The organism is Luteibacter sp. HA06 (assembly GCF_054061215.1).
Window position 1 is genome coordinate 1,662,220 of sequence record NZ_JBSSDZ010000001.1, and the last position, 24,619, is coordinate 1,686,838.

Annotated in this window: 22 protein-coding genes; 12 read left to right on the top strand and 10 right to left on the bottom strand. The window is 64.8% G+C overall.

Annotated elements, in window-relative coordinates; all coding sequences use genetic code 11:
- Positions 1-85: 85 nt before the first annotated feature.
- On the bottom strand, positions 86-1,120 hold the full coding sequence (tdh, locus tag ACVWWJ_RS07460; protein ID WP_181016735.1) for an L-threonine 3-dehydrogenase: 1,035 nt from the start codon (positions 1,118-1,120) through the stop codon (positions 86-88).
- Positions 1,121-1,293: 173 nt separating this feature from the next.
- On the opposite strand from tdh, the gene ACVWWJ_RS07465 reads away from it, so the two are divergent.
- On the top strand, positions 1,294-3,429 hold the full coding sequence (locus ACVWWJ_RS07465; RefSeq protein WP_456967274.1) for a S46 family peptidase: 2,136 nt from the start codon (positions 1,294-1,296) through the stop codon (positions 3,427-3,429).
- Between the two features lie 120 nt (positions 3,430-3,549).
- On the opposite strand, the gene ACVWWJ_RS07470 is transcribed toward ACVWWJ_RS07465, so the two are convergent.
- From ACVWWJ_RS07470 to ACVWWJ_RS07480, 3 genes are all read right to left on the bottom strand, one after another.
- A complete protein-coding gene (locus ACVWWJ_RS07470; RefSeq protein ID WP_456967275.1) occupies positions 3,550-3,930 on the bottom strand; it encodes a hypothetical protein in 381 nt (126 codons plus the stop codon).
- 17 nt (positions 3,931-3,947) lie between these two features.
- Positions 3,948-4,139 carry a hypothetical protein gene (locus ACVWWJ_RS07475; protein WP_456967276.1) on the bottom strand — a complete coding sequence of 64 codons (192 nt, stop codon included), beginning with the start codon at positions 4,137-4,139 and terminating at the stop codon, positions 3,948-3,950.
- Between the two features lie 439 nt (positions 4,140-4,578).
- A complete protein-coding gene (locus ACVWWJ_RS07480; RefSeq protein ID WP_456967277.1) occupies positions 4,579-5,574 on the bottom strand; it encodes a hypothetical protein in 996 nt (331 codons plus the stop codon).
- A gap of 103 nt (positions 5,575-5,677) precedes the next feature.
- Here ACVWWJ_RS07480 and miaA point away from each other — a divergent pair, with 103 nt between their 5' ends.
- The 11 genes from miaA (at position 5,678) to ACVWWJ_RS07535 (ending at position 17,604) form a co-directional block, all read left to right on the top strand.
- Positions 5,678-6,658, top strand: a complete 981-nt coding sequence (miaA, locus tag ACVWWJ_RS07485) for a tRNA (adenosine(37)-N6)-dimethylallyltransferase MiaA (protein WP_456967278.1) — start codon at positions 5,678-5,680, stop codon at positions 6,656-6,658.
- 90 nt (positions 6,659-6,748) lie between these two features.
- Positions 6,749-7,009 carry an RNA chaperone Hfq gene (gene hfq, locus ACVWWJ_RS07490; protein ID WP_046967362.1) on the top strand — a complete coding sequence of 87 codons (261 nt, stop codon included), beginning with the start codon at positions 6,749-6,751 and terminating at the stop codon, positions 7,007-7,009.
- 92 nt (positions 7,010-7,101) lie between these two features.
- On the top strand, positions 7,102-8,409 hold the full coding sequence (hflX, locus tag ACVWWJ_RS07495; RefSeq protein WP_159890396.1) for a ribosome rescue GTPase HflX: 1,308 nt from the start codon (positions 7,102-7,104) through the stop codon (positions 8,407-8,409).
- 172 nt (positions 8,410-8,581) lie between these two features.
- Positions 8,582-9,712 carry an FtsH protease activity modulator HflK gene (hflK, locus tag ACVWWJ_RS07500; RefSeq protein ID WP_159890398.1) on the top strand — a complete coding sequence of 377 codons (1,131 nt, stop codon included), beginning with the start codon at positions 8,582-8,584 and terminating at the stop codon, positions 9,710-9,712.
- Complete coding sequence (gene hflC / locus ACVWWJ_RS07505) at positions 9,709-10,578, top strand: protease modulator HflC (protein WP_159890400.1); 870 nt, start codon at positions 9,709-9,711, stop codon at positions 10,576-10,578. Before hflK ends, hflC begins: the two co-directional genes overlap by 4 nt.
- A 51-nt stretch (positions 10,579-10,629) precedes the next feature.
- Positions 10,630-11,934 (top strand): adenylosuccinate synthase, encoded by a 1,305-nt coding sequence (locus tag ACVWWJ_RS07510; RefSeq protein ID WP_456967279.1) that lies wholly within the window; start codon positions 10,630-10,632, stop codon positions 11,932-11,934.
- Positions 11,935-12,121: 187 nt separating this feature from the next.
- The gene (folC, locus tag ACVWWJ_RS07515; protein ID WP_456967280.1) at positions 12,122-13,390 is read left to right on the top strand and encodes a bifunctional tetrahydrofolate synthase/dihydrofolate synthase; all 1,269 of its coding nucleotides are present in this window, start codon (positions 12,122-12,124) and stop codon (positions 13,388-13,390) included.
- A gap of 86 nt (positions 13,391-13,476) precedes the next feature.
- The gene (locus ACVWWJ_RS07520; RefSeq protein WP_456967281.1) at positions 13,477-14,559 is read left to right on the top strand and encodes an SPOR domain-containing protein; all 1,083 of its coding nucleotides are present in this window, start codon (positions 13,477-13,479) and stop codon (positions 14,557-14,559) included.
- A gap of 42 nt (positions 14,560-14,601) precedes the next feature.
- A complete protein-coding gene (locus tag ACVWWJ_RS07525; protein ID WP_159890408.1) occupies positions 14,602-15,234 on the top strand; it encodes a CvpA family protein in 633 nt (210 codons plus the stop codon).
- Between the two features lie 12 nt (positions 15,235-15,246).
- On the top strand, positions 15,247-16,725 hold the full coding sequence (purF, locus tag ACVWWJ_RS07530; RefSeq protein ID WP_159890410.1) for an amidophosphoribosyltransferase: 1,479 nt from the start codon (positions 15,247-15,249) through the stop codon (positions 16,723-16,725).
- Between the two features lie 30 nt (positions 16,726-16,755).
- Positions 16,756-17,604, top strand: coding sequence for a ferritin-like domain-containing protein (locus ACVWWJ_RS07535; RefSeq protein ID WP_456967282.1), 849 nt, complete (start codon positions 16,756-16,758; stop codon positions 17,602-17,604).
- A gap of 127 nt (positions 17,605-17,731) precedes the next feature.
- Here the strand turns inward: ACVWWJ_RS07535 and ACVWWJ_RS07540 are convergent, their stop codons facing one another.
- The 6 genes from ACVWWJ_RS07540 to ppk1 all read right to left on the bottom strand — a co-directional run bounded on the left by ACVWWJ_RS07540 (position 17,732) and on the right by ppk1 (position 24,528).
- Entirely contained in the window at positions 17,732-18,460 is a 729-nt protein-coding gene (locus ACVWWJ_RS07540) for a UDP-2,3-diacylglucosamine diphosphatase (RefSeq protein ID WP_456967283.1), read from the bottom strand.
- Positions 18,457-19,155 carry a peptidylprolyl isomerase gene (locus tag ACVWWJ_RS07545; RefSeq protein ID WP_456967284.1) on the bottom strand — a complete coding sequence of 233 codons (699 nt, stop codon included), beginning with the start codon at positions 19,153-19,155 and terminating at the stop codon, positions 18,457-18,459. The genes ACVWWJ_RS07540 and ACVWWJ_RS07545 overlap by 4 nt, the downstream gene beginning before the upstream one ends.
- Before the next feature lie 65 nt (positions 19,156-19,220).
- Positions 19,221-20,780 carry a Ppx/GppA phosphatase family protein gene (locus ACVWWJ_RS07550; RefSeq protein ID WP_456967285.1) on the bottom strand — a complete coding sequence of 520 codons (1,560 nt, stop codon included), beginning with the start codon at positions 20,778-20,780 and terminating at the stop codon, positions 19,221-19,223.
- Between the two features lie 30 nt (positions 20,781-20,810).
- Positions 20,811-21,314, bottom strand: a complete 504-nt coding sequence (locus ACVWWJ_RS07555; protein WP_456967286.1) for a hypothetical protein — start codon at positions 21,312-21,314, stop codon at positions 20,811-20,813.
- Positions 21,311-22,456, bottom strand: a complete 1,146-nt coding sequence (locus ACVWWJ_RS07560) for an MGDG synthase family glycosyltransferase (RefSeq protein WP_456967287.1) — start codon at positions 22,454-22,456, stop codon at positions 21,311-21,313. The genes ACVWWJ_RS07555 and ACVWWJ_RS07560 overlap by 4 nt, the downstream gene beginning before the upstream one ends.
- Positions 22,453-24,528: a polyphosphate kinase 1 gene (gene ppk1, locus ACVWWJ_RS07565; RefSeq protein ID WP_456967288.1), complete on the bottom strand. Its 2,076-nt coding sequence runs from the start codon at positions 24,526-24,528 to the stop codon at positions 22,453-22,455. Before ppk1 ends, ACVWWJ_RS07560 begins: the two co-directional genes overlap by 4 nt.
- Positions 24,529-24,619: the final 91 nt, after the last annotated feature.

The following is a 24,619-nucleotide window of genomic DNA, read 5'->3' on the forward strand; positions in this document are numbered from 1 at the left end:
CTTCCGCCCCTTTTACCGCGTGGCCCCCGACGGAAAGTGTACTCGTCGAGGGCCCGCGTGGGCGGTTGTCAATGACCCTGGTGACTCAGGTCCAGGAGCAAACGACCTTGCCGCACTGTCCGGCGTCCATCAGGTCGAAACCCTTCTGGAAGTCGTCGATGGCGATCTGGTGGGTGAGCACCTTCTGCAGCGGGAAGCCGGTCAGCACCATCTGGGTCATCTTGTACCAGGTCTCGTACATGCGACGGCCATAGATGCCCTGCAGGGTGAGGCCCTTGAAGATGACCTTGTCCCAGTCGATGCCGGCGCCACGCGGCATGATGCCGAGCATGGCGATCTTGCCGCCGTGGTACATGCAGTCGAGCATGTCGCCGAAGGCGCGCGGGTTGCCGCTCATTTCCAGGCCGACGTCGAAGCCTTCGATGTGCAGGTCCTTGACGACGTCCTTGAGCGACTGGTTGGCGACGTTGACGACGCGCGTGGCACCCATGTCGGCGGCCAGCTTCAGGCGGTAGTCGTTGACGTCGGTGACGACGACGTTGCGCGCGCCGATATGCTTGGCGATGCCGGCGGCGATGATGCCGATCGGACCCGCACCGGTGATCAGCACGTCTTCGCCGATCAGGTCGAATTCAAGCGCGCAATGCGCAGCGTTGCCGTACGGATCGAAGAACGCGGCCAGCTCGGACGGGATCTGGTCGGGGATCGGCCACAGGTTCGAGGCCGGCATGGTCATGTACTCGGCGAACGCGCCGTTACGATTCACGCCGATACCGACCGTGTTCGGGCAAAGGTGCTGGCGCCCTGCACGGCAGTTGCGGCAGTGTCCGCAGACGATGTGACCTTCCGCGGAGACGCGGTCGCCGATCTTGTAGCCGGTGACGCCGGGGCCCATGTCGACCACGCGGCCGACGAATTCGTGGCCGATGGTCAGGCCGGGGGTGATCGTGCGCTGGGACCACTCGTCCCACTTGTAGATGTGCAGGTCGGTACCGCAGATGGCGGTTTTCTCGACCTTGATCAGGACTTCGTTCGGGCCGACCTGCGGTACCGGCACTTCTTCCATCCAGATGCCCTGTTCGGGCTTGCGCTTGACCAGCGCTCTCATCGTCTGCTGCATGGTTATCCAGGGTTGTCGTGGGGACGGTCCGCGGCGCGGACCCAAACCGGCATTATAGGCCCGTAAGCCCGTCAGGGCTTGTGCGGCGCGGCATTGCCAGCGCCGGAAGCGGCCTCTATGGTCGGGCGGAGTCAATCGCCGACAGGGGCAACGAAATAATGCGGATCCGCTCGATGATGTTGGGAGCAGCCATGGCGCTGGCGCTGGACGCGAAGGCAGACGAGGGCATGTGGCTGCCTTCCCAGTTGCCCGGAATTGCGAAGAATCTCAAGGAAGCCGGGTTCCAGGGCGACCCGAAGGACCTTGCAGAACTCACCCGTGCGCCCCTGAATGCGGTCGTCCGCATTGGCGGCGGCACCGGGTCCTTCGTTTCGGCCGACGGTCTGGTGGTGACCAACCACCACGTAGCCTTCGGTGTCATCCAGTACAACTCGAAGCCCGACCGCGACCTGATCACCAACGGTTTCGTGGCTGCGGACCGTGCCGGTGAGTTGCCGGCCAACCCCGATTATCGCCTTCGCGTTACCGTCGGCTTCGACAAGGTCACTGATCGCGTGCTTGCCGGCGCCAGGCGCAAGACCGGCAGGGCGTACTACGACGCGGTGGACGCCGCGAGCAAGGCACTGGTCGCCGAGTGTGAAAAGGACGGTATCAAGTGCAGCGTAGCCAATATGTTCTACGGCCGCGATTTTTACCTGGTACGCCAGCTGGAGCTTCGCGACATCCGTCTTGTGTACGCGCCACCGCGAGCCATCGGTAACTACGGCGACGAGATCGACAACTTCGTGTGGCCACGCCACGCGGGCGACTTCACCATCCTGCGCGCGTACGTCGGCAAGGACGGCAAGCCGGCCGATTTCTCGCCGGACAACGTGCCTTACCACCCGCCGTCGCACCTGCAGATCGCCACCGAAGGTGTGGCCGAGGGCGACTTCGTGATGCTCGCCGGGTATCCGGGCATCACCTACCGCCATCGCACGGCTGCCGAGTTCGCCGACCAGATCGAATGGCGCCTGCCGACGTCGGTCGCGGTGCTGAAAGCCTTGCAGAACGTGATCGAGACCGAAGGCAAGGTCGACAAGGAAGCCGGCATCCGTTACGCCTCGCAGTTGCAGACCCTGAAGAATGGCATCAAGCGTTTCAGCGGGGAGCTGGAAGGCCTCGAGCGCAGCGACGCCGTCACGGTTCGCCGCGAGGACGAGGCCGCCATGCTGGCCTGGCTCGCCGCGCAGCCCGATGCGAAGACGTTGAAGCCGCAGATCGACCAGGCCATGGCGCTCATCGCGCAAGGCAAGGACGTACGTGAGCGCGATCTGCTCGTGGGATTGCTCTCGAGCCAGACGCAGCTGATGCGCGGTGCGCTCTCGGTTGACAGGCTCGCTGTCGAGAGGCTCAGGGCGGATGCCGAACGTGAGTCGGGTTACCAGAAGCGCGACGAAGAGCTCATCCAGAGCCAGCTGAAACAGATTCAGCGTCGCTACGATGCGCGCGTCGAGAAAGCCCTGGTGACATCGTTGATGACGCGCTACCAGAAGCTGCCCGACGCCCAGCACCTTCCGGAGGTCGACAAGTTGTTCGGCCGAACGCCGGCAGAACTGGCGAAAGCACTCGACCACATCTACGGTACAACGACCTTCGGCGATGACGCCGAGCGTACGCGCTTGTTCTCGGCAGCGCCGGCCGACGTCGACCGCAGCGACGATGCCTTGTTCGTTGCCGCACGCACGCTACGTCCCGCCCTCCTGCGCATCGAGGACGAGCGCAAGACACGCGAGGGTGATCTGCTGCGACTTCGTCCTTCCTACATGCAGGCGTTGATCGGCTATCGGGAGAAGCAGGGCAAGGCGGTTTATCCGGACGCCAATTCCACACTCCGCGTGAGCTACGGAAAGGTCACTCCGCTGAAAGCGCGTGACGCGGTCACCTACGCACCGCTGACCACCGTGCAGGGGATTGTCGAAAAGAATACGGGCATCACCCCGTTCGATGCACCGAAGCCCTTGCTCGATGCCATCCACAAGGGCGACTTCTCCGGTTATGCCGACCCGAAGACGGGCGCGATGCCGGTGGACTTCCTCAGCAACCTCGATACAACGGGCGGTAACTCCGGCTCGCCCGTGCTCAACGCAAAGGGTGAGCTGGTGGGTCTCAACTTCGACAGCAACTGGGAAGCGGTGAGTGCCAGCTGGATGTACGACCCGCGCTACAAGCGGGCCATCCACGTCGACATGCGCTACATGCGCTGGTTGATGGACAAGGTGTATCCCTCGCCTGCGCTGCTCAAGGAGCTCGGGGTTCCAGCGAAGTAGTGCGACGGCAAGTGTCAGGCGTTATCCACAGGGATTGTGGATACGACCTGCATAAACGTGTGGATAAGTCTGATCTAACCTTAGCAGGCAAGGACTTGCGTTGTGCTGATTAGTTTCTGCTCAGAGCGAAAGCAGTTTGACGAGTGCGTGGACAAACGCGATAGCTATACCAATCCACGTGAATATCATCGTGCCGACGACCGCATAGGGAAACCAGCGGACTTCCAGCTGGATCTTCAGGGTTTCCATCGTGAGCTTCGTTGCATCAGCATCGGCTTTCTTCGCATCGGCGTCGGCCTTCTTCGCGTCGGCTTCGGCTTTCTTTGTCTGGGCTTCGGCCTTGTCCGTCTCGGCACGCAGCCTTAATGTCTCGTCTATGGATCGAGCGGCTTCGATGTTCAGCTTCCGCATCTCCGCGTACATCTTCTCGGCCTCCGCACGCGTGCGATTGAGTTCAGCGTAGAACTTCTCTCTCTCCGAGCCGGCTTGAAGGGTTGTCATCGAATAGTCCCCGCCATTCAGCTGAAAAGGTGCTTGCTTGCAGCAAATACGGCGCCGGTGAAAGCAGCGCCAGCAACGAACGGATACCAGTCACTTTGCTTGTCGAGCCGACGGCTTTCCGCAACGAGCTTGCTGATTTCAGCCTGGATTAGGTCGCGCTGGAGGTCGTATTCCCGTTGACTGCGAGGGGCATTCGTGGGGCGTTCCATGAGTCTTGCTCCGTGCGCGGAATGGCAGTTCGGGGAAGCCTAACGCAGCGCGCAGGGCGAGTGAGGTCGGGGGTCCCTCATTCTCATGCGCGGGATATCCACAGGGAATGTGGATACCGCCTGCATAACCATGTGGACAAGTCGTATTCGGCCTTCGCCACCATGCACTTGCGTTGTGCTGCTTACTTATTGACCACGTGCCGGAATCAGCCTTCGCGATATCCACAGGCGGTGTGGACAGTCCTTGCATAAGCCTGTGGACAAGTTCGTTCTCGCCTTTGCCGCCATGCACTTGCGTTGCGCTGCTTACTTAGTGACCACGCGTGCGACGACACCCTCGCGAGGGCGATATCCACAGGCTGTGTGGATACGCCTTGCATAACCATGTGGACAAGTCGGATTACGCCTTACGCAGCATGGAGTTGCGTTGCGCTGCTTATTATTTGACCGGCCTTGCGCGGCAGTCGGCGGGGCAGGCGAGCCACGCCTTGGTTTTGCGGTAGTCCAGCGTCATCACGAAAGCGTCGAGGACGTTCGCACCGACCGCACCGTGAACCGTGCGATCCATGTATTCGGACATGAACGACTCGAAATTCGAATCAGCCCGCTCCGTGAACCACACCGGGCCAACGAGCCAGCCGGCAATGACGACGCCAGGCACCTGAATGGCTCTCGTCGCTTTTCCTTTGCCGAGCGCATCGTCGGCGGCATCGACGACGGGCCACTCGGGATGAGCAGCATGCCAACGGCTCATGATGGAGCTGGTGATGTAGCTCGCAACGCCTAGCCCGTTCACTGTCGGTGTTTTCATCGCAGCCTGGCCGGTCTGCGTCGGTTGCGCGGTGGCGCCGGTATCCAGCAGGACGTCGATGGATTCTCCGCCCACGTCGATCGTTACGCGAGGATAGGCAGAGACAAGGCCCCCCGCCGCGTTGCGCTGCATCCCAAGATCCATCGGGTGAGCAGCGAGCGAAGGGCGCCAGTGGTCATCTTCGACGCGAAGCTGGTGTGCGGGGTAGTCGAAGGTCCAGGTTCTTCCCTCGAGGTAGCGGCCGCCGGCGATGCCGTCGGCGTTGTCGAAGCCGGGCGGTTTCGCTATGGCGAGCACGTCGCCGCAGTGGTTCGTCGCCTTGGGTAGCGCCGCGCCCGCCACGTAGTCGGGGCGGGCGACGAACGTGTCCTGCGAATCCGCGTTGCGGGGGGCTGCCGTGCAGCTCGAGGCCTTTAGTTTCAACCGGGCCGCGGCATCGCGCGTGATGAAGTAGTTGCTGCCACCGGCTCCCGTGTCGAACAGGATGCGCAGCGACTTGCCATCGCGCGTCGTCGGCGTGGCATAGAAATGCCCGGCCTCGTAAACGGTAGGTACAACCGTGGCTCCCTCTGCCACGGCAATGCAGCTCCATGCGGCGGCAAGCGCCATCAAAACACGCAACATGCTTCCGTTCTCCCTTTGAGTGCAGGCCGATCCTCGCACCCGCGGCGGGCGCGTGTCACCGGGGTGCGCTAATCTTGCGGTCGTTTGATCGCCGTCCGCGTGCATGAGTCCCGACAACCGCCCCCTTGCGATCTTCCTGATGGGCCCGACGGCATCGGGCAAGACGGCGCTCGCCTGCTCGCTGGCCGACCGTTACCCGGTCGGCCTGATCAGTGTCGATTCGGCGCTGGTCTATCGTGGGCTGGACATTGGCTCGGCCAAGCCGGATGCGGCGACGCTGGCGAGGTACCCGCACGAGCTTGTCGACATTCGCGATCCGGCGCTGCCTTACTCGGCAGCGGACTTCCGTCATGACGCCCTGGCGGCGATGACCCGGGTGAGCAACGCCGGCAAGATTCCTCTTCTTGTCGGCGGCACGGGGCTCTACTTCCGTGCGCTCCAGCGAGGGCTGTCGGATCTGCCCCAGGCCGACCCCGCGCTGCGCGAGCGTCTGGGTGCCGAAGCCGCAACCGTGGGTTGGGGAGCGATGCACGCACGCATGGCCGCCCTGGATCCTCTCGCGGGCGAGCGCATCCGGCCCGGCGATGCCCAGCGCATCCAGCGAGCCCTCGAAGTCATGGAGCTCACCGGGAAGCGGCTGACGGATCTGCAAAAGCAGGCCAGTGGCGATCGTTTGCCCTGGCGCGTGCTCAAGCTGGCCCTGCTGCCGGACGACCGCAAAGCTCTTCATGAGCGGATCGCCACCCGGTTCGACGTCATGCTGGCGGATGGTTTCCTCGACGAAGTCCGCGCCCTGAAGGCGCGTAGCGACCTCCATGCCGACCTTCCGGCGATCCGCGCCGTGGGCTACCGACAGGCCTGGGAGTATCTGGACGGGCAGGGCGACGCCACGAACCTCCGCGACCGTGGTATCTATGCAACGCGCCAACTCGCGAAGCGGCAGATCACCTGGCTGCGTAGTGAACTGGACGCACGTACGTTCGACCCGGACCGGGGGGATCCGTTGCCGGAAGTGGACAAGGCTCTCGGGCAGTTCCTGGGAATGCCGATGTCGTCACGTCCGGCGCTTCCTGCTGGCGTTTAAAAGCAGTTAAGATTCAAGACACTTGGGCTGGGGCGCCATCTGGCGTTTTTTTACCCGGACCCGTACGAAAGGCGTAGGGGAGAAGAAGAAATGTCCAAAGGGCAGTCGTTGCAGGATCCGTTTTTGAACGCGCTTCGCCGTGAGCGCGTGCCGGTCGCCATCTACCTGGTGAACGGCATCAAGCTGCAGGGCACGATCGAGTCATTCGACCAGTTCGTCGTACTGCTGCGCAATCAAGTGAGCCAGATGGTCTACAAGCACGCCATCTCGACGGTCGTGCCGAGTCGCAATGTGCGGGTCGGCGGCCACGAGAATCACCCGGAATCGGGTGCGGGCGACGCCGAGGGTTGAGGGGCCCCGGTGGCAACCCATATGTAAAGGAACGGGTGCGCGTATGCTTTGGCATCGCGCACCCCTTCTTCTGCATGAGGTCATCCCCCTAAGTGTTCGATAGGCAAAAGAAAGGCGAGCGGGCCATTTTGGTCCTGCCGCATTCGCGTGGCGAAGGCGACGCGATCCGCCGTGGCGAGGAATTCGCTGAACTGGTCGCTTCGGCCGGTGCCGAGGTTCTGGCCAGCATTCCGGCCCGCGTGGCCACACCCAATCCCCGTTTCTATATCGGCAGCGGCAAGGCCGACGAAGTCGCCGAGGCCGTGCGCGCGCTCGAGGCCGATCTGGTCCTTGTCGACCATGAGCTCACGCCCGTGCAGGAACGCAACCTCGAGAAGCACCTGCAGACGCGTGTCGTGGATCGCGCCGGGCTGATTCTCGATATCTTCGCGCAGCGCGCCCGCTCCCATGAGGGCAAGCTCGAGGTCGAGCTGGCCCAGCTCAAGCACGTCGCAACCCGCCTGGTTCGTGGCTGGACCCATCTGGACGCCCAGCGCGGCGGTGCCATCGGCAATCGCGGCCCGGGTGAAACGCAGCTGGAAACCGATCGCCGCCTGCTCGCCGAGCGCGTGAAGATGTTGAGCAAGCGCCTGGAGAAGGTGCAGACCCAGCGCGACCAGCAGCGCCGTTCGCGCCTGCGCAACACAGTGCCCCGCGTGGCCCTGGTGGGCTACACGAATGCGGGCAAGTCCACGCTGTTCAACGCGCTGACCACCGGTGGCGTCTATGTCGCCGATCAGCTGTTCGCCACGCTGGACCCCACCGTCCGCAAGGTCGATGGCCTGGCCTGCGGTCCCGCCGTGATTGCCGACACCGTCGGTTTCATCCGCGAGTTGCCTCACGATCTCGTCGCCGCCTTCCGTGCCACGCTGGCCGAGGCTCGTGACGCCGATCTGCTCATCCACGTCAGTGATGCGGCAGACGAGGAGCGCGACATCCTTCGCCGGGTAGTCAACGAGGTGCTCGAGGAGATCGGCGCCGGCGATGTGCCCCAGCTGTCGGTGATGAACAAGGTCGACCTGATCGACGCCGAGCCGCGGGTGGATCGGGGCGAGGATGGCAAGCCGCGCCAGGTCTGGTTGTCCGCCGCGACCGGGGTAGGGCTGGACGGACTGCGTGACGCCTTGGGCGAACTGCTCGGTGGCGACCGGATTCGGGCCCCGCTTGAGCTTCCTCTCAGTGCCGGACGTCTGCACGCCCGCCTGAAGGCGGTTGGCGCGATTGCCGGCGAGGCGATCGACGAGCACGGCTGGCACCTGGATATCGATGCTCCACGATCCGTACTTGCCCCGCTTATCGGCGACGATGCCAACGCCAGGCCGCTCCGCGACCTGATCGACCCACCTCACGCCGAGTTCTGATCGGTCGCCGCCGAGCACCGATCCGCCCCCGTCTGCTAGAATTCACAACGTTTGCGTGCCCAATCAGTGCGGCGACGGGTGTCAATACGCCCGCCGCTCATCCCTGCTGCTCGGGTTCACCAGAAGGCTTGCCAGCCGCCCACCCTCCGGTCCCCCAAGGAGACTGTCGCTCATGGCTTGGAACGAACCCGGTAACGGCCAGAAAGATCCCTGGAACCGCAACCGGTCGAGCGGGCAAAAGCCCGATCTCGACGGCATGATCAAGAGCCTCAGGGCCCGCTTCGGCAAGTTCGGCGCGGGAAGCGGCGGCGTACTCGCCATCGTCCTCGTCTTCATCGTGGCCTGGCTGCTGGTCAGCAGCTACACGGTGATCGATGCCCGGCAGGTCGGCGTGGTGCTGCGCTTCGGCCAGTTCTCGCGCGTGTTGCCCCCCGGCTTCCACCTGAAGGCGCCGAGCCCGATCGAAACCGTGACCAAGGTCGAGATGACCCAGGTCCGCTCGATCTCGGACAACGTGTCGATGCTGACCCGCGACGAGAACATCATCGCGATCGACTTCAATGTGCAGTACCAGGTGTCGGACGCCCGCAAGTTCCTGTATTCGAACAACGACATCGAAAACGGCACGATGAAGAACGCCTCCGAAGCGGCTGTCCGCTCCGTCGTCGGCGCCAACATCATGGACAACATCCTGACCACGCCGGGCGTCGACACGCCGACGCCGGCACAGGCGCCCGTTGCGGGCGTCGCGCCGGCTGCAAAGGAAACCCTGCAGCAGCAGACTCGGGACATTCTCCAGGCCACCCTCGACAAGTACGACGCCGGCATCCTGGTCACGGGCGTTAGCTTCCAGAACGTCTCGCCGCCGAAGGAAGTGAAAGACGCCTTCGACGACGTCAACGCCGCGCGCGAAGACAAGCAGAGCGAAGAGAACAAGGCCCGCGCCTACGAAAGCCAGGTAGTGCCGGTGGCCCGTGGCGATGCCTCGCGTATTGCTGCCGAAGCTCAGGGCGAGCGGGTGGAGCGTGTCGCGCGTGCCAATGGTGACGCCGATCGCTTCAACGCACTGCTGAAGGAATACAAGGCGGCCCCCGAAGTCACGCGTCGTCGCCTGTGGCTCGAGACGGTCGAGCAGGTGATGGCCGGCAACCCGAAGGTCGTCGACGGTACCAACGGCAAGAACATCATCCAGCTTCCGGTCGAATCGAACGGCAGCACGGTTCGCAACGTGCCGGCCGTGGGTCCGGTCATTCAGTCGGCGACCACCGACGCGAACCCCAATCCGCAGGGGAATGCCCAGTGAAGTACATCTCCGGCCTCATTGTCGTCATCGTCGTCCTGCTGGGCTTCAACAGCGCCTTCGTCGTCAAGGAGGGTGAAAACGCCCTCCTGTTGCAGTTCGGCCGCATCGTGCGCGCCGACTATCAGCCTGGCCTGCACTTCAAGATTCCCGTGGTGCAGCAGGTGATGCGTTTCGACAACCGCATCCTCGGCCTCGATGCGCAGCCCGAGCGTTATTTCACGCTCGAGAAGAAAAGCGTCAATGTCGACTTCTACGTAAAATGGCGTATCGCCGACAACGCTGCGTACTACCGCGCCACGTCGGGCGAGCAGACGCAGGCGATCCAGCGCCTGACGCCTATCGTGAAGGATGCGCTTCGCCACGAGTTCAACTCGCGCAAGCTCGAAGACCTGATCGCCGGCGGCCGCGAGGACATTACCGGCCAGGTGCGCAAGGATACCGACGTCGCTTCGCGCAAGAACCTCGGCATCGCCATCGTCGATGTGCGCATCAAGCGTATCGACCTCCCTGACGAAGTGAGCGGCTCGGTGTACAAGCGCATGCGCAACGAGCGCCTGCAGCTGGCCAATGAGCTTCGCTACACCGGACAGGAAAGCGCCGAGAAAATCCGAGCCGACGCCGACCGCCAGAAGGTGGTGCTGCTGGCCGACGCCAACCGCGAGGCGACCAAGGTCAAGGGCGACGGCGACGCACAGGCGGCGGCCATCTATGCCCAGGCTTACAGCCAGGACCCCGAGTTCTTCTCGTTCTATAGAAGCCTCGCGGCGTACCGTACGGCCTTCGCCGACGGCAAGGGCGTACTGGTGCTCAAGCCCGATTCGGAATTCCTGCGCTATCTCAACGACGGCCCCGGCCGCGCGCGCTAATCAAGATCCACATCGCCCTTGCGGGCAACGCAACTAAAGAGAGTCGTCAAAATGGGTAAGTCAGTCGTTATTCTGGGCGCGCAATGGGGCGACGAGGGCAAGGGCAAGATCGTCGATCTTCTCACTGAGCGCGTCGGTGCCGTCGCGCGATTCCAGGGTGGCCATAACGCCGGTCATACGCTGGTTATCAAGGGCAAGAAGACGGTCCTGCACCTGATTCCCTCGGGCATCCTGCGCGACGATGCGCTCTGCCTGATCGGTAACGGCGTAGTGCTTTCGCCGGCCGCGCTGATGAGCGAAATCGCCGAACTCGAAGGCCAGGGCGTCGACGTGCGTCCGCGCCTGAAGATTTCGCCGGCCACGCCGCTGATCATGCCGTACCACATCGCCGTCGATAAGGCGCGCGAAGTCGCCTCCGGCGCCAAGGCGATCGGCACGACCGGTCGCGGCATCGGTCCGGCTTACGAAGACAAGGTCGCTCGCCGCTCCATCCGCGTGGCGGACCTCATGTACCCGCACGAATTGCCCGAGAAAGTGCAGGCCGCGGTCGAGTATCACAACTTCGTGCTCACCCAGTGGCTGAAGGCCGAGCCGGTCGATTACCAGACCGTTCTCGACGAAGCCCTCACGTGGGGCGAGTACCTGCGCCCGATGGTCGACGACGTCGCCACCATCCTGCACGACGTGCGCAAGGAAGGCGGCAACATCCTGTTCGAAGGTGCGCAGGGCGCGCTGCTCGACATCGACCATGGCACGTATCCGTACGTCACCTCGTCGAACACCACGGTGGGCGGGGCGCTGGCCGGTACCGGCGTGGGCGCGCGTGACATCGACTACGTGCTGGGCATCTGCAAGGCCTACGCTACGCGCGTGGGTGGCGGCCCGTTCCCGACCGAACTCAACGACGAGATGGGTGAACTGCTCCGCAAGAAGGGCAATGAGTTCGGCGCCAGCACGGGTCGCCCGCGTCGCTGCGGCTGGATCGACCTCGTCGCGCTGAAGCGCGCCGTGCAGATCAACGGCATCGACGGCCTGGCGATCACCAAGCTCGACGTGCTCGACGGCCTGGAGACCATCAAGGTCTGCATCGCGTACGAGTATCGCGGCAAGCGTCGTGAACTGGCTCCGCTGGACGCCGATGGATGGGCCGAGTGCAAGCCGGTCTACCTCGAGTTCCCGGGTTGGGAAGAGTCCACCGCCGGCATCCGCGACTGGAACAAGCTGCAGCCGGCCGCTCGTGCCTACCTGCGCTCTGTCGAGGAACTCTCGGGCTGCAAGCTGGCGCTGGTCGCCACCGGTGCGGACCGCGACGACACGATCATCCTCGACGATCCGTTCGGCGGCGACGACTGCTGATCTGGTGCGATCGGGTGCGATAGCCGGCTCCTTGTGGGAGCCGGCTTTGCTGGCGATGGGGGGTGCTGCTAAGCCGCTCTGTTGGCTTTTCGCCGCTGAAGCGGCTCCCACATGGCCTTCATCGCCGCTGAAGCGGCTCCCACATATCCCTGTTCGCCGCTGAAGCGGCTCCTACATGGTTTTTGTCATGCGCAGCCTTGCCGAATGGCTTTCCTACCAGGAGCGCACCCATCCGCGCGATATCGAGCTTGGGCTCGACCGCGTGCGGGCTGTGTGGGAAGCGATGGGCGCGCCGCGTCCCGCGCCGATCGTGATCACCGTCGGTGGCACCAACGGCAAGGGCTCTACCGTCGCTTTCCTCGAAGGCATGCTGCGCGCGGCCGGATACAGGGTCGGCTGCTACACCTCGCCGCACCTGCTTCGCTACAACGAGCGCGTGCGGATCGAGGGCGACGATGCCTCCGATGAGGCATTGGTTGCCTCCTTCGAGCGCATCGAAGCCGCGCGTGGCGCGATTCCGCAAACGTACTTCGAGTTCGGCACGCTCGCAGCCATCGATGTGATGGCGCGCGCGTCGCTCGACGTAGCCGTCATCGAGGTTGGCCTGGGCGGGCGACTGGATGCCGTGAACATCATCGACGCCGATATCGCCGTTATCACGACGATCGATCTGGATCATCAGGACTGGCTGGGCGGAGACCGCGACAGCATCGGTCGGGAGAAAGCCGGCATCGCCAGGGCAGGGCGTCCCGCCATCGTCGGCGAGCGTCACCCACCGGCTGGATTGCTCGAAGCCTTGCGGGGCATCGGGGCGAAGGTCGTCGCGAGTGGCGACGCGTTTTCGGCCAGCCACGACGACGGGAAGGGGAGCTGGCGCTGGTCGCATCGCGACGGCACGGTGCTTGAACTCCCGCGGCCGGGCCTGGATGCGCCCGTGCAGGTGGACAACGCCGCGACGGCCATCGCGGCCATTCACGCGCTGGGATCACGTGTCGATGTGTCTCCCGGGGCGATCGGGCAGGCATTGGCCGGGGTTCGTGTTCCTGGTCGGCTGCAGCGGATCGCCGAACGTCCGTTGACCCTGGTGGACGTAGGCCATAACCCGCAGGCCGCGCGGGCCCTCGCCGCCTGGGTCGACGCCACACCACGTCGGGGGCAGGTGCGAGCGGTGTACGGCGCATTGGCCGATAAAGATGTTGACGGAGTCATCGGCGCGCTCGTGGACCGGGTGGACCATTGGTATCTTGCCGGGTTGGAACGCGATACCACGCGTGGGCTTCCGTCAGGGATCCTGATGGCGGCGCTGGGGGCGGTTAGCCCCACGTCCCACGGCCAGGCCTTCGATGACGTTGCATCGGCCTGGAAGGCCGCCCGCGCGGAGGCGGGCCCCGATGACGTGCTCCTGCTGTTCGGCTCGTTCTTCGTCGCTGCCGCGGCGCTCTCCCACGGCACGTGAACGCCCGGCCGTAAGCAACGGCGGGGCCATCGATTGCCGGTTATAATCGCCGCGATTCGCATTGCGTCGGTCGTATGGAGCTTTCCTTGAAAACACGTCTGCTGGGTGCCGCCGTCCTGGTTGCTCTGTTGGTCCTGTTCGTGCCGATGATTTTCTCCACCACGCCGCCCAAGAGCGACGCGGACCAGACGGTCAGCCTGGAGATCCCGCCGGCACCGGACCGCGACCTGCAGACGCGCACCCTCGACGTCGCCCCCAACGGCTCGCCGGCCTCGGTCAGTGGTCCTCAGGCCGCCGGTGGCCCGGTTCGTCCGGCCGCCACCCCGGGCGACACGACCGCGCCGACCACCCCTGCCGCGACGGTCACGCCGGGCACGGGAAGCAAGCTCGCCTCCGTGGAAATCGCTTCGCGCAAGCCGGCGGACGCGCTGCCCGAAGATTTCGCCAACGCCCCGGCCAGCGCCAAGCCTGCCAGCGCGACCCCCACCGCTACCGCGCCGGTGAGCAGCAAGCCGGTGAAGCCGGTCGCCGCTGCCGCGCCCACACCCGTGGCGGCAACCCCGTCAGCCGCTCCGCTTCCCGCAGGTACGGCCGCGCGCGGCAGCTTCACGATCAACCTCAGCGCCTACGCTGATCGCAGCAAGGCCGATGCCCTGGTGCAGAAGGTGCGTGCGCTCGGCTATCCGGTTAACGAAGCAGCCACCAGCCAGGCGGGCAAGTCGCTGACCCGGGTAACGGCTGGTCCGTTCGAGTCGCGTGCCGCTGCTGAGGCAGCACGCCTGAAGATCACCGCTGCCGCGCCGGGTGCGCCTGCGACGCTCTCGTCCAAGGCTGAGACTCAGACCGCCGACGTGCCGGCGCCGCCCAAGGCGGCTGCGACCCCGGCTCCGGCTGCGGCCAGTGCGACGGTCCCGGCTGCGCCGCCGCGCGCTGGTGGTTTCGCGGTACAGGTCGCTGCAGTCAGCAGTGAGGCCGAGGCAACCCGCCTGCGCGACAAGCTTCGCGGCGCGGGGATCGCCGGTTACGTGGACACGGTCGCATCGAGTGCCGGAGCCAAGCTCTGGCGCGTCCGCGCCGGCCCGCAGACCCAGCGCGACGACGCCGTACGCCTGAAAGACCAGATCAAGGCCAAGGTGGGCCTGGACGGCGTCGTTGTTTCGGCGCCGTAACGCGCTGCGACCCGCTCTCATCGTGGCATCGGGGATCTCCAAGTGAACTGGATCGACTGCGTCATCCTGGGGATCCTGTTCATCTCGGTCTTGATCGGCCTCGTGCGCGGCCTCATTTCCGAAGTGCTCTCGCTCGTTATCTGGGTCGCCGCCTTCTGGGTAGCCTGGACGTATGGTCCTTCGCTGGCGCATTACTTCGAAAGCAGCGTGTCGTTGCCTTCGGCGCGCGTGGCGATCGGTTATGGCTTGTGTTTCATCGCCGTGCTGCTGGTCGGCGGGCTGATCCGGTTCATGATCTCGCGACTGGTCGCGAGCACGGGACTGGGCGGCACAGACCGGCTGTTCGGCATGCTTTTCGGCCTGGCTCGCGGTGTCCTCATCGTGGCCCTGGTCGTGTTCATCGTGGGCTTCACGCCTCTGGCCAACAGCACCATGTGGCAGGAGTCGGCGATGATGCCGCAGTTTCGTGGCGCGGCTGAATGGCTGGGTCAGCAGGTCCCGGAGAATGTGCGCGGATACATGCATCCGCCTGCCGCTCTGGAACACCTGAAGATGCCGGACGTAAAGCTGCCAAGTAAAGACGACCTCATGAAGTTGCGCGATTTCAACACCCCCGCGCAACCGGACAAAGATCACGTTCACCCTGCCGCCGCGACCACGGCGGCCACTTCGTAGAAGGCAACACCCATGTGCGGAATCATCGGCATCGTCGGCACCACGGAAGTGGCGTCGGCCCTGTATGACGGCCTGACCGTCCTGCAACATCGTGGGCAGGATGCCGCCGGTATCGCCACCGTGGATGGCGCGCGCCTGCGCCTGCACAAGGGCAACGGGCTGGTTCGCGATGTCTTCAACTCGGCTGGCGTCAGCAAGCTGCGTGGCCGTATCGGCATCGGCCACTGCCGCTACCCGACCGCCGGCTCGGAAGGCACGGACGAAGCCCAGCCCTTCTACGTGAACTCGCCCTACGGCATCGCTTTCGCGCACAACGGCAACCTCGTCAACACCGAGGCCCTGCGCAAGGAGATGTTCGAGGACGACCGTCGCCACATCGACACGGATTCCGACTCCGAAGTGCTGCTCAACGTGCTCGCGCACGAGCTGCAGGTGGACGACCGTGGCGACCTCACGCCGGAGCACGTCTTCAAGGCCATCTCGGGTGTCCACGCGCGTGCCCGCGGCGGTTACGCCTGCATCGCGCTGGTGCTCGGTTACGGTCTCATCGCTTTCCGCGATCCGAACGGCATCCGTCCGCTCGTACTCGGTGAGCGCATCACGGCCCAGGGTCACGAATACGCGATCGCGTCCGAGTCGGTCGCGTTCGACGTGCTTGGCTTCAAGCGCATCCGCGATATCGAGCCGGGCGAAGCCGTGATCGTCACCGAAGGCGGCGAGCTGCACACGCAGCGCTGCGCCGAAGGTGCCGTGCATGCACCGTGCATTTTCGAGTACGTCTACCTTGCGCGTCCGGACTCGATGATCGAGGACGTGTCGGTGTACAAGGCGCGCCTGCGCATGGGCGAAAAGCTCGCCGAAAAGATCCTTCGCGAGCGCGGTCCGGACCACGGTATCGACGCGGTGATTCCTATTCCCGACACCTCGCGCACGGCGGCCAGCTCGCTGGCGCAGGCGCTCGGCGTCCCGATGCGCGAAGGCCTGGTCAAGAACCACTACATCGGCCGCACCTTCATCATGCCGGGGCAGGGCGAGCGCGTGAAATCGGTGCGCCGCAAGCTCAATGCGATCGACCTGGAATTCCGCAAGAAGAACGTGTTGCTGGTCGACGACTCCATTGTGCGTGGCACCACCTCGCGCCAGATCATCCAGATGGCCCGCGACGCCGGTGCCAAGAATGTCTACTTCGCTTCCGCCGCGCCGCCGGTGCGCTATCCGAACATCTACGGCATCGACATGCCGGCAGCCTCGGAGCTGGTCGCTGCGGGTCGTACCGTCGAGGAAGTGGAAAAGGCGCTGGGCGCCGACTGGCTGGTCTATCAGGATCTGGAAGACCTGATCCAGGCCGTCGCCGACGGCAATGAAGAGCTCACGCACTTCGATACCTCGTGCTTCTCCGGCGAGTACGTGACGGGCGTGGATGCCGGCTTCCTCGAGCAACAGGAAGCCATGCGGTCGGATTCGGCCAAGAACGAACGTCGTAGCGCCTGAGCGATCGGCGGCACGCCCCAGCGTGCCGCCATGCCTTTCATGCACGATCTCCATGCCGCCGCGCGTCGTTGCCTCGAGGCGACCGACCCCGTTGAAAAGGTCCGCCTGAGTTTCGAGACCTGGGCGGCGCTGGGTGAGGGCGCACTCGCGCCCGATCCGGCGGCACCGCCGCCTCAGCCCATCGGTCTGCCGGGACGTCCCGAACGCCCGCGTCTTGTGCCATCGCGTGAACTGGCCCAGCGCGGTCTCGGCACACCCGAAGGGCGTGCGGCGCTTGTCCATGCGATCGCACATATCGAATTCAACGCGATCGATCTTGCCTGGGACGCGGTGTATCGCTTCCGCGGCAAACCCGACGCGTATTACCGTGATTGGGCATCCTGCGCTAACGATGAAGCACGGCACTTCACGATGCTGTCGGGACGGCTTGCCGAACTCGGCCATGCTTACGGTGACTTCGACGCCCATAACGGACTGTGGGAAATGGCCGAGAAGACGGCGCACAGCGACACCGCGCGGATGGCGTTGGTGCCGCGGGTGCTTGAGGCGCGTGGCCTGGACGTTACGCCGGGCATGATGGAGCGGCTGCGCCGGCAGAATGACGAGCGCACCGTGGGCATCCTCGAGGTGATCCTGCGCGAGGAAGTGGCTCATGTGGCGGCCGGCACGCGCTGGTTTCACTGGTGCTGTGAGCGCGATGGCATCGAGCCGGAGTCAACGTTCGCGCAATTGCTCAACGACTATATGAACGGGTCGTTGCGCGGGCCATTCAATGTTGAGGCCGGCGTGAGGCTGGGTTTTCGGAGTCTGAGCTGGTGTGGCTGGCGACGCTGGGGTGAGGTGATCGTTTGCCTCTGGCTACGCAGGGATCGCCGATGAATCGGCTCCCACAAGAAGCGTCGCCGATGAATCGGCTCCCACAAGAGGCGTCACCGATGAATCGGCTGCTGCAAGAACTGCTCTGTGTGGGAGCCGCTTCAGCGGCGATGGGTACTCGCGACAAGCCTCACGACAACCAAAGCCCACGCAAATCCAACCGATCGCCATCAATGGCCAGCACCGACCCATGGTCATACCAGTCGCCCAGCACAATGCGCTCGGCATTCGCGTCATCAAACGCGAACGGATGAATCGCCGGCCGGTGCGTATGCCCGTGAATCAGCCGGTGCACGCCAGCATGACGCAGGGCCGCTTCAACAGCCCCCTGGTTCACGTCCATGATCGTCTCGTCGTTCTGCCCCGTGCGTGCCTTGCTATCGCTACGCGCCTTCGCGGCGAAGGCGCGACGCGCTTCCAGCGGCATCGAGAGGATCTGTTGTTTCCAGGCATCCGTACGCACCTGCGCGCGCACGGCCTGGTACTCGACGTCGTCAGTGCATAGCACGTCGCCATGCATCAGCAAGGTGGGCGTGCCTTCGATATCGCGCACGACGCCATCGTGGAGCAGGGTCATGCCCGCGCGTTCGGCGAAGCGCTCGCCGAGGAGAAAATCGCGGTTGCCCGCCATGAAGTACACCGGCACGCCGCTGTCGCTGAGTGCACGCGTGGCGGTGGCGATCCGGTTCGGAAGCTCCGCATCGTCATCGTCGCCGATCCACGCTTCGACCAGATCGCCGAGGATGTAAAACGCGGACGCCGAGCGGGACTCTTCAGAAGCGAGGAACTGCTCGAACAACGCCGTGATGTCAGGGCGCGCCTCGTCGAGGTGCAGGTCGGCGATGAACAGCGTGCTCATGCGGCCTTCGGGGGTGCGGTCTTCTTCTCGCCCTTCTTCGGTGCGGCTGGCGCGGCGCTGGTCGACGCCGGAGCCGGGCGGGCCTTTTCTTCGCCGATCACATTGGCCGAATCGATGATCACGATCGGATTGGGCACATCGCCGACAAAGGGACCCTGCGCGCGGGTAGGCAGCGCGGCAATCTTGTCGACCACGTCCATGCCGGACACGACCTTGCCGAAGACGGCGAAACCCCAGGTCAGGCCACTCTGGTTGCTGACGTAATCGAGCCGGCGATTGTCGACCAGATTGACGAAAAACTGTGCCGTGCCGGAATTCGGGTCGCCACCGCGGGCCACGGCGATCGTGCCGCGCGCATTCGAGAGCCCGTTGTCGGCTTCGCTGGGAATGGCGGCGCGCGTGCGGCGCTGGGTCAGGTCGCGGCTGTAGAGGCCGCCCTGCACCATGTAACCGCTGACGACGCGGTGGAACACCGTGCCGTCATAGAAACCGTCGCGGACATACTGCAGGAAGTTGGCGACACTCTTGGGCGCCTTGTCCGGGAACAGCTCGAGGGTGACGTCGCCCTGCGTGGTGTGCATGACCACGCGCGGGTGATCGACGGACGCCGGTGCTGGCGTTGCCGGCTTGGTCGCCTGGGCCAGGGACACGGCGGGCAGGGCGAGTAAGAGGCTGGCGAAGACGGCTTTGAGCATGGGTTACCGGTCGTGACGGTGAAACAATCGCGCCATGATACGCCCGTTCGCCGGGCGGATCGCAGTCATTCGGTGACGATCTCGAGATCCAGCCCGAGCTCGGCCAGCGGCTCGCGCTCCTGGTCGAGATCCGCTTCGGTCAACGGGTGCTGGTCCAGCCAGTCCGCCGGCAGTGACAGACGGAGGCGCTGACGCGACGCACTCACGCGGATGCGGGGTAGGGACTCGGCACGGCGGGCGCGGCGGAAAAGTACGCCAAGCCGGAGGATCGCCGTGATGTGTCGGGCCAGCGCCCGGTAGCGGACGGGCAGGGCCGAGATCACAGATTTCTCGGGTTTGCGCCGATGACATTCGACGATCGCGGCGAGCAGCTGCTGTTCCTGCCGCGAGAAACCGGCGAGATCGGCGTGGCGGAGGATATAGCCGCCGTGACGCTGATGCTGGCTGTGCGCAATGGCCAGACCCAGCTCATGCACCCGCGCCGCCCACGACAGCCACTCCCGTGCGTCGTCGTCGAGTTTCCAGGCCTTGCCCAGCTGGTCGAACAGGCTGAGCGCGGTCGTCTCGACGCGGCGCGCCTGGGCGCGGTCGACGCCGTAGCGGCTTGCCAGCGAGTCGATGCTTGCCATGCGCGGATCCGTACCAGCGGAACGGCCGATCAGGTCCCAGAGCACGCCCTCACGCATCGAGCTTTCCGATACGCGCAGGCGCTCGATGCCCAGTGCCTCGAACGCCGCCTCGAAGATCGCCACGCCGCCTGCGAACACTTCGGCGCGATCCTCGGCCAGTCCCGGGAGTTTCAGGACACCGCCGGATGCACCCTGTTCGATCAGGGCTTCGCGCACGGCGGCCAGCGATTCGGGCGTGATGCCGTCGTCCGAAAGCTTCATGGCGCGAACGACCGAGCCAATCGACTTGGCAGTGCCGGAGGAGCCATAGGCATCGGCCCAACCCGACTCGCGGTAATCCTCTGAAAACTGCTGCAGGAGTACACCGATCTCGCGGCGGGCTTTCTGCCAGCGCTTACGGGTGATCTTGCCACCGGGGAAGAATCGCAACGTGGAGGCGATGCAGCCCACCTGCACGCTTTCGGTCAGCAGTGGCGCGTTGCCGCGGCCGATGATGAATTCGGTGCTGCCACCACCGATGTCGATGACCAGGCGGTGGTCGCGCGAGGCCGGGAGGTCGTGTGAGGAACCGAGGAAGATCAATCGGCCTTCCTCACGGCCCGAGACGATTTCCACCGGATGCCCTAGTGCGGCTTCCGCGGCGGAAAGGAAGGCATGCGGTGAGGCCAGGCGGCGCACGGTATTGGTCGCCACGGCGCGAACATGCAGCGCGGGGATGCCGGCGATGCGCTGGCCGAAACGGGCGAGGCTGGCCAGCGCCGCAGCGCGGTGGTTCGCGTCCAGTGTGCCGTCCGGACGCAAGCCCACGGCCATGCGTACGGAGTCGCGCAGGCGGTCGATGACACGGGGTTCGCCGTGCTCATAGCGAGCCACCACCATGTGGAAGCTGTTGGAGCCGAGGTCGACGGCGGCGAGAAATTCGCCTTCGTTGATCTGCGATTTACCTGAGGTCGCCAAGAGATGTGTCCGCAGCGGCGTATCGGTGGATTCTGGCATGGGGCCGGGGCTTGCATGCAACGCCTGTTCTCAGGCTGGCTTTGCGATGCGGCTCTTGGGCAATGCCGAAAGGATGAACAGGACAATGCAGAGAAAGCCGAAGACCCAGTAATCCGTTGGCGCAGGCCCCCACCAGTGCCGATGCCAGGGCACGTCCACCGGATTGAAGCGCGCCAGGCCGAAGGCCGGGTTGAGGATGAACCACAGGCCATCCTCGGCCACCCAGAACAGCATGACGCAGGCGATCACGCGAACCTGTGCACGCCAGCTCCAGTAACCCTGGAACACCATCGGAAAATGAAAGAACAGGGCAATGAAGGGAAACACCCAGGCGTGGTAGCCGGTCATCGGCCGGCCGCCCCAGAGCAGGTCCAGCAGCCAGCTGTTTTCGACGCGCCATGTCGGCAGGCTCGTCGCCCAGCCATGCGGCCCTTCGATCTCGACCTCCACGTGGGCGAACATGAAGGCCAGCATGAACGTGAACGCCGCGGTCGCCAGCACGGCAAACAGGCGCCGGCGCGGGGAATGACTCATCGGCTATCCAGCAGGGCGAGCACCGTGTCGACGACGTCGCGTGCCGCATGCGGCCGGCCGATGGCCCGCGCGTTGGCTGCCATGGCTGCAAGTCGCGCCGGCTGCGCCTGCAGCTGGGCGATTCGCCAGGAGAGGGCCACCGCATCGATGGCTTTCCACGCGGCGCCTTGTTCGAGCAGGTAGTCCGCATTGCGTTCTTCCTGACCGGGAATCGGCGCATTGACGATCATCGGCAGGCCGACGGCAAGGCACTCCGATGTGGTGAGTCCGCCGGGCTTGGTGATCGCCAGGTCGCAGCAAGCCATGAGGCGCTCCACCTGTCGCGTGAATCCCTGAGGAAACAGGCGGCCTGCGTGGCGTGTCTTCGCCAGCGTCCGAAGGCGCTCGAGGAGTTCCACGTTGCGGCCAGCGAGCACGACGAGCTGGAAATCGCCGGCCGCGGAAAGCAGCTTGTCTGCGAGGTCGTCCATCGCGCCAACGCCGGCGCCGCCACCCATCACCAGATACGCCGGGCGCTCCGGGTCGATGCCCAGCTCCGCACGCAGGGCCGCGCGGTCGTGGGTGGTGGCGAAGGCGGGCATCACCGGAATGCCGGTCACGTGCACCCGCTCCGGCGGCAGGCCAACCGCGTGCATGCGCTGGGCGATTTCCGGGCTCGCGGCGAAGTAGCCGGTCATGCCCGGAATCACCCACATGCGATGAAGGTCGAAATCCGTCACCTGCAGGTACACCGGCACGTTGACGCGACCCTTGCGGATCTGGCGCATCAACATCTCGGCCGGCAGGAAATGCGTGCAGACGATCGCGTCCGGCGCGAAGGCGCTGATCGCCGCGCGCAGGCGTCGGGTGTTGAGGCGCTCGATGGTCCGGCGCATCCGCTGCGTGACGGCTTCGGGCCGCGCGTCGTCGGTGATCCGGTAAAGCATGCCCCACACGCGCGGGTAGTGTGTGATCAGGCCGAGGTAGAAGTCGGCATAGATGCGCCGGAAGCTCGATGGCACGAAGTCCATCACGTCGAGATGGCGCGCTTCGACGTCGAGTCCATCCGCCGCCAGCGCGCCGATCGTTGCCTCGAGGGCATCCGCCGCGCGCACGTGGCCCGCACCCGCGGACACCGACAGGAGCAGGATGCGCCGGGTCACGCGCAGTATTCGGCCAGCAGCGATTGCTGCGCGCTATAAGGGGCTTCGCCCGTGGCAGGGATGCGTCGCGTGTAGCGTCCATCGCTGCCGAGCATCCACGCGTGCGTATTGTCGCGCAGGTAGTTGTCGAGGGTTTCGTTGTACACGCGGGCAGCCAGTTCGGGATCGAGGATGGGGACGCCCACTTCGATGCGGCGCATGAGGTTGCGCTCCATCCAGTCGGCGCTCGCGCAGAACAGTTCGGATTCGCCGTCGTTGCCGAACCAGTAGACGCGACTGTGTTCGAGGAACCGGCCGATGATCGAGCGCACGCGGATGTTCTCGGAAACCCCGGGAATACCGGGCCGCAACGTGCATGCGCCGCGGATGATCAGGTCGATCTGCACGCCGGCCGCGGAGGCCCTGTACAACGCTTCCACCACATGCGCCTCATTGAGCGCATTGAGCTTGGCGACGATGCGCCCCGGCCGACCATTGCTGGCGTGTTCGATCTCGCGTTCGATACGCGCCATGACCCCGCTGTAAAGCGTGAACGGCGAATGCAAGAGTCGCTTGAGCTGGATCATCGGACCGAGGCCGGAGAGCTGCTGGAATACCTTATGGATGTCCTCGCCGATTTCAGGGTTCGACGTCATCAGGCCGATGTCCGTGTAACCGCGGCTGTTGCCCTGGTGATAGTTGCCCGTGGAAAGATGCACGTAGCGGCGCAGGCCCGAGCCTTCGCGGCGCACGATGAGCAACATCTTGGCGTGCGTCTTGTAGCCCACCACGCCATAGACTACCTGCACGCCGGCTTCCTGCAGGCGCGTGGCGAGGCCGATATTGGCTTCTTCGTCGAAGCGCGCCCGCAGCTCGATCACCACCGTGACGTCCTTGCCGTTGCGCGCGGCTTCCACGAGCAGATCCACCAGGGGGGAATCCTTGCCGGCGCGATACAAGGTCTGCTTGATCGCCAGCACGCCGGGGTCTTCCGATGCACGTCGCAGCAGCTCGACCACGGAAGCGAAAGACTCGTAGGGATGATGCAGCAGGACGTCGCGCACACCGAGTACGTCGAACTCGTTCACGCCCTTGCCGAAAGCCGGCGAAAGGCGCGGGGTGAACCGCGGAAACTTCAGTTCGGGACGATCGACCTGATCGTAGATAAGGCTCGCACGAATGATGTTGACCGGCCCATCGCAGCGGTAGACATCCGCTTCTTCGAGCTGGAAGTTCGCGATGAGCATGTCGGTGATCGCGCGCGGACAATCCGCGCCGACTTCGAGGCGTACTGGCCGCGCATATCCGCGGCCGACGAGTTCCTCGCTCAGCGCGCGGGCAAGGTTCTCGACTTCCGCTTCCTCGACCACCAGTTCGCTGTTGCGCGTGACGCGGAACTGGTAGGAGGCGCAGACATCGAAACCCGGGAAAATCTCATCGGCGAAGGCCTGGAGCACTTCAGCCAGGAAAACGAAATCGCCATCGCCTTCGGATACTTCGCCCGGCAGCTTGATGATGCGGGGCAGTGACCGCGGCGCGCGCACCAGGGCCATATGCCCTTCGCGGCCGAATGCGTCGCGGCCCTTTAGCACCACGGCGAGGTTCAGGGTCTTGTTGAGGATACGGGGGAACGGATGCGACGGATCGAGACCGAGCGGCGACAGCACCGGCTGGATTTCATTCTGGAAATAGCCGAGCAACCAGCGGCGCTGCTTATCGGTCCACTGGTCGCGGGTGAGGTAGCGGATGCCTGCCTCGCCCAGGGCGGGACCGAGTTCGTTATGCCAGATGGCGTAGACCTCGGCGACCAGCTCGAGGGTTCGCTCGCGGATACGGGCGAGAATCTCGGTGGACGACAGCCCGTCGGCGCCGGGCGTGGCCGCGCCGAGCGCATGCTTGTGCTTGAGCACCGCCACGCGCACCTCGAAGTATTCGTCGAGGTTGTTGCTGACGATGGTCAGGTAGCGCAGCCGCTCGAGCACGGGCACATCGGGGTCACGCGCCTGGGCCAGTACACGGAAGTTGAATTCCAGTGCCGCCAGTTCGCGGTTGATGTACAGCGCCGGAGCGCCGAGGTCGACAGACTCGCTCATGCTTTCGGTTAATCCTTTCACGACGACCGATGGTGGCGTATCGGTCATCATGCCGGAAAGCGGCATCGCAGCAACCTGGCGGCGCTTGCCT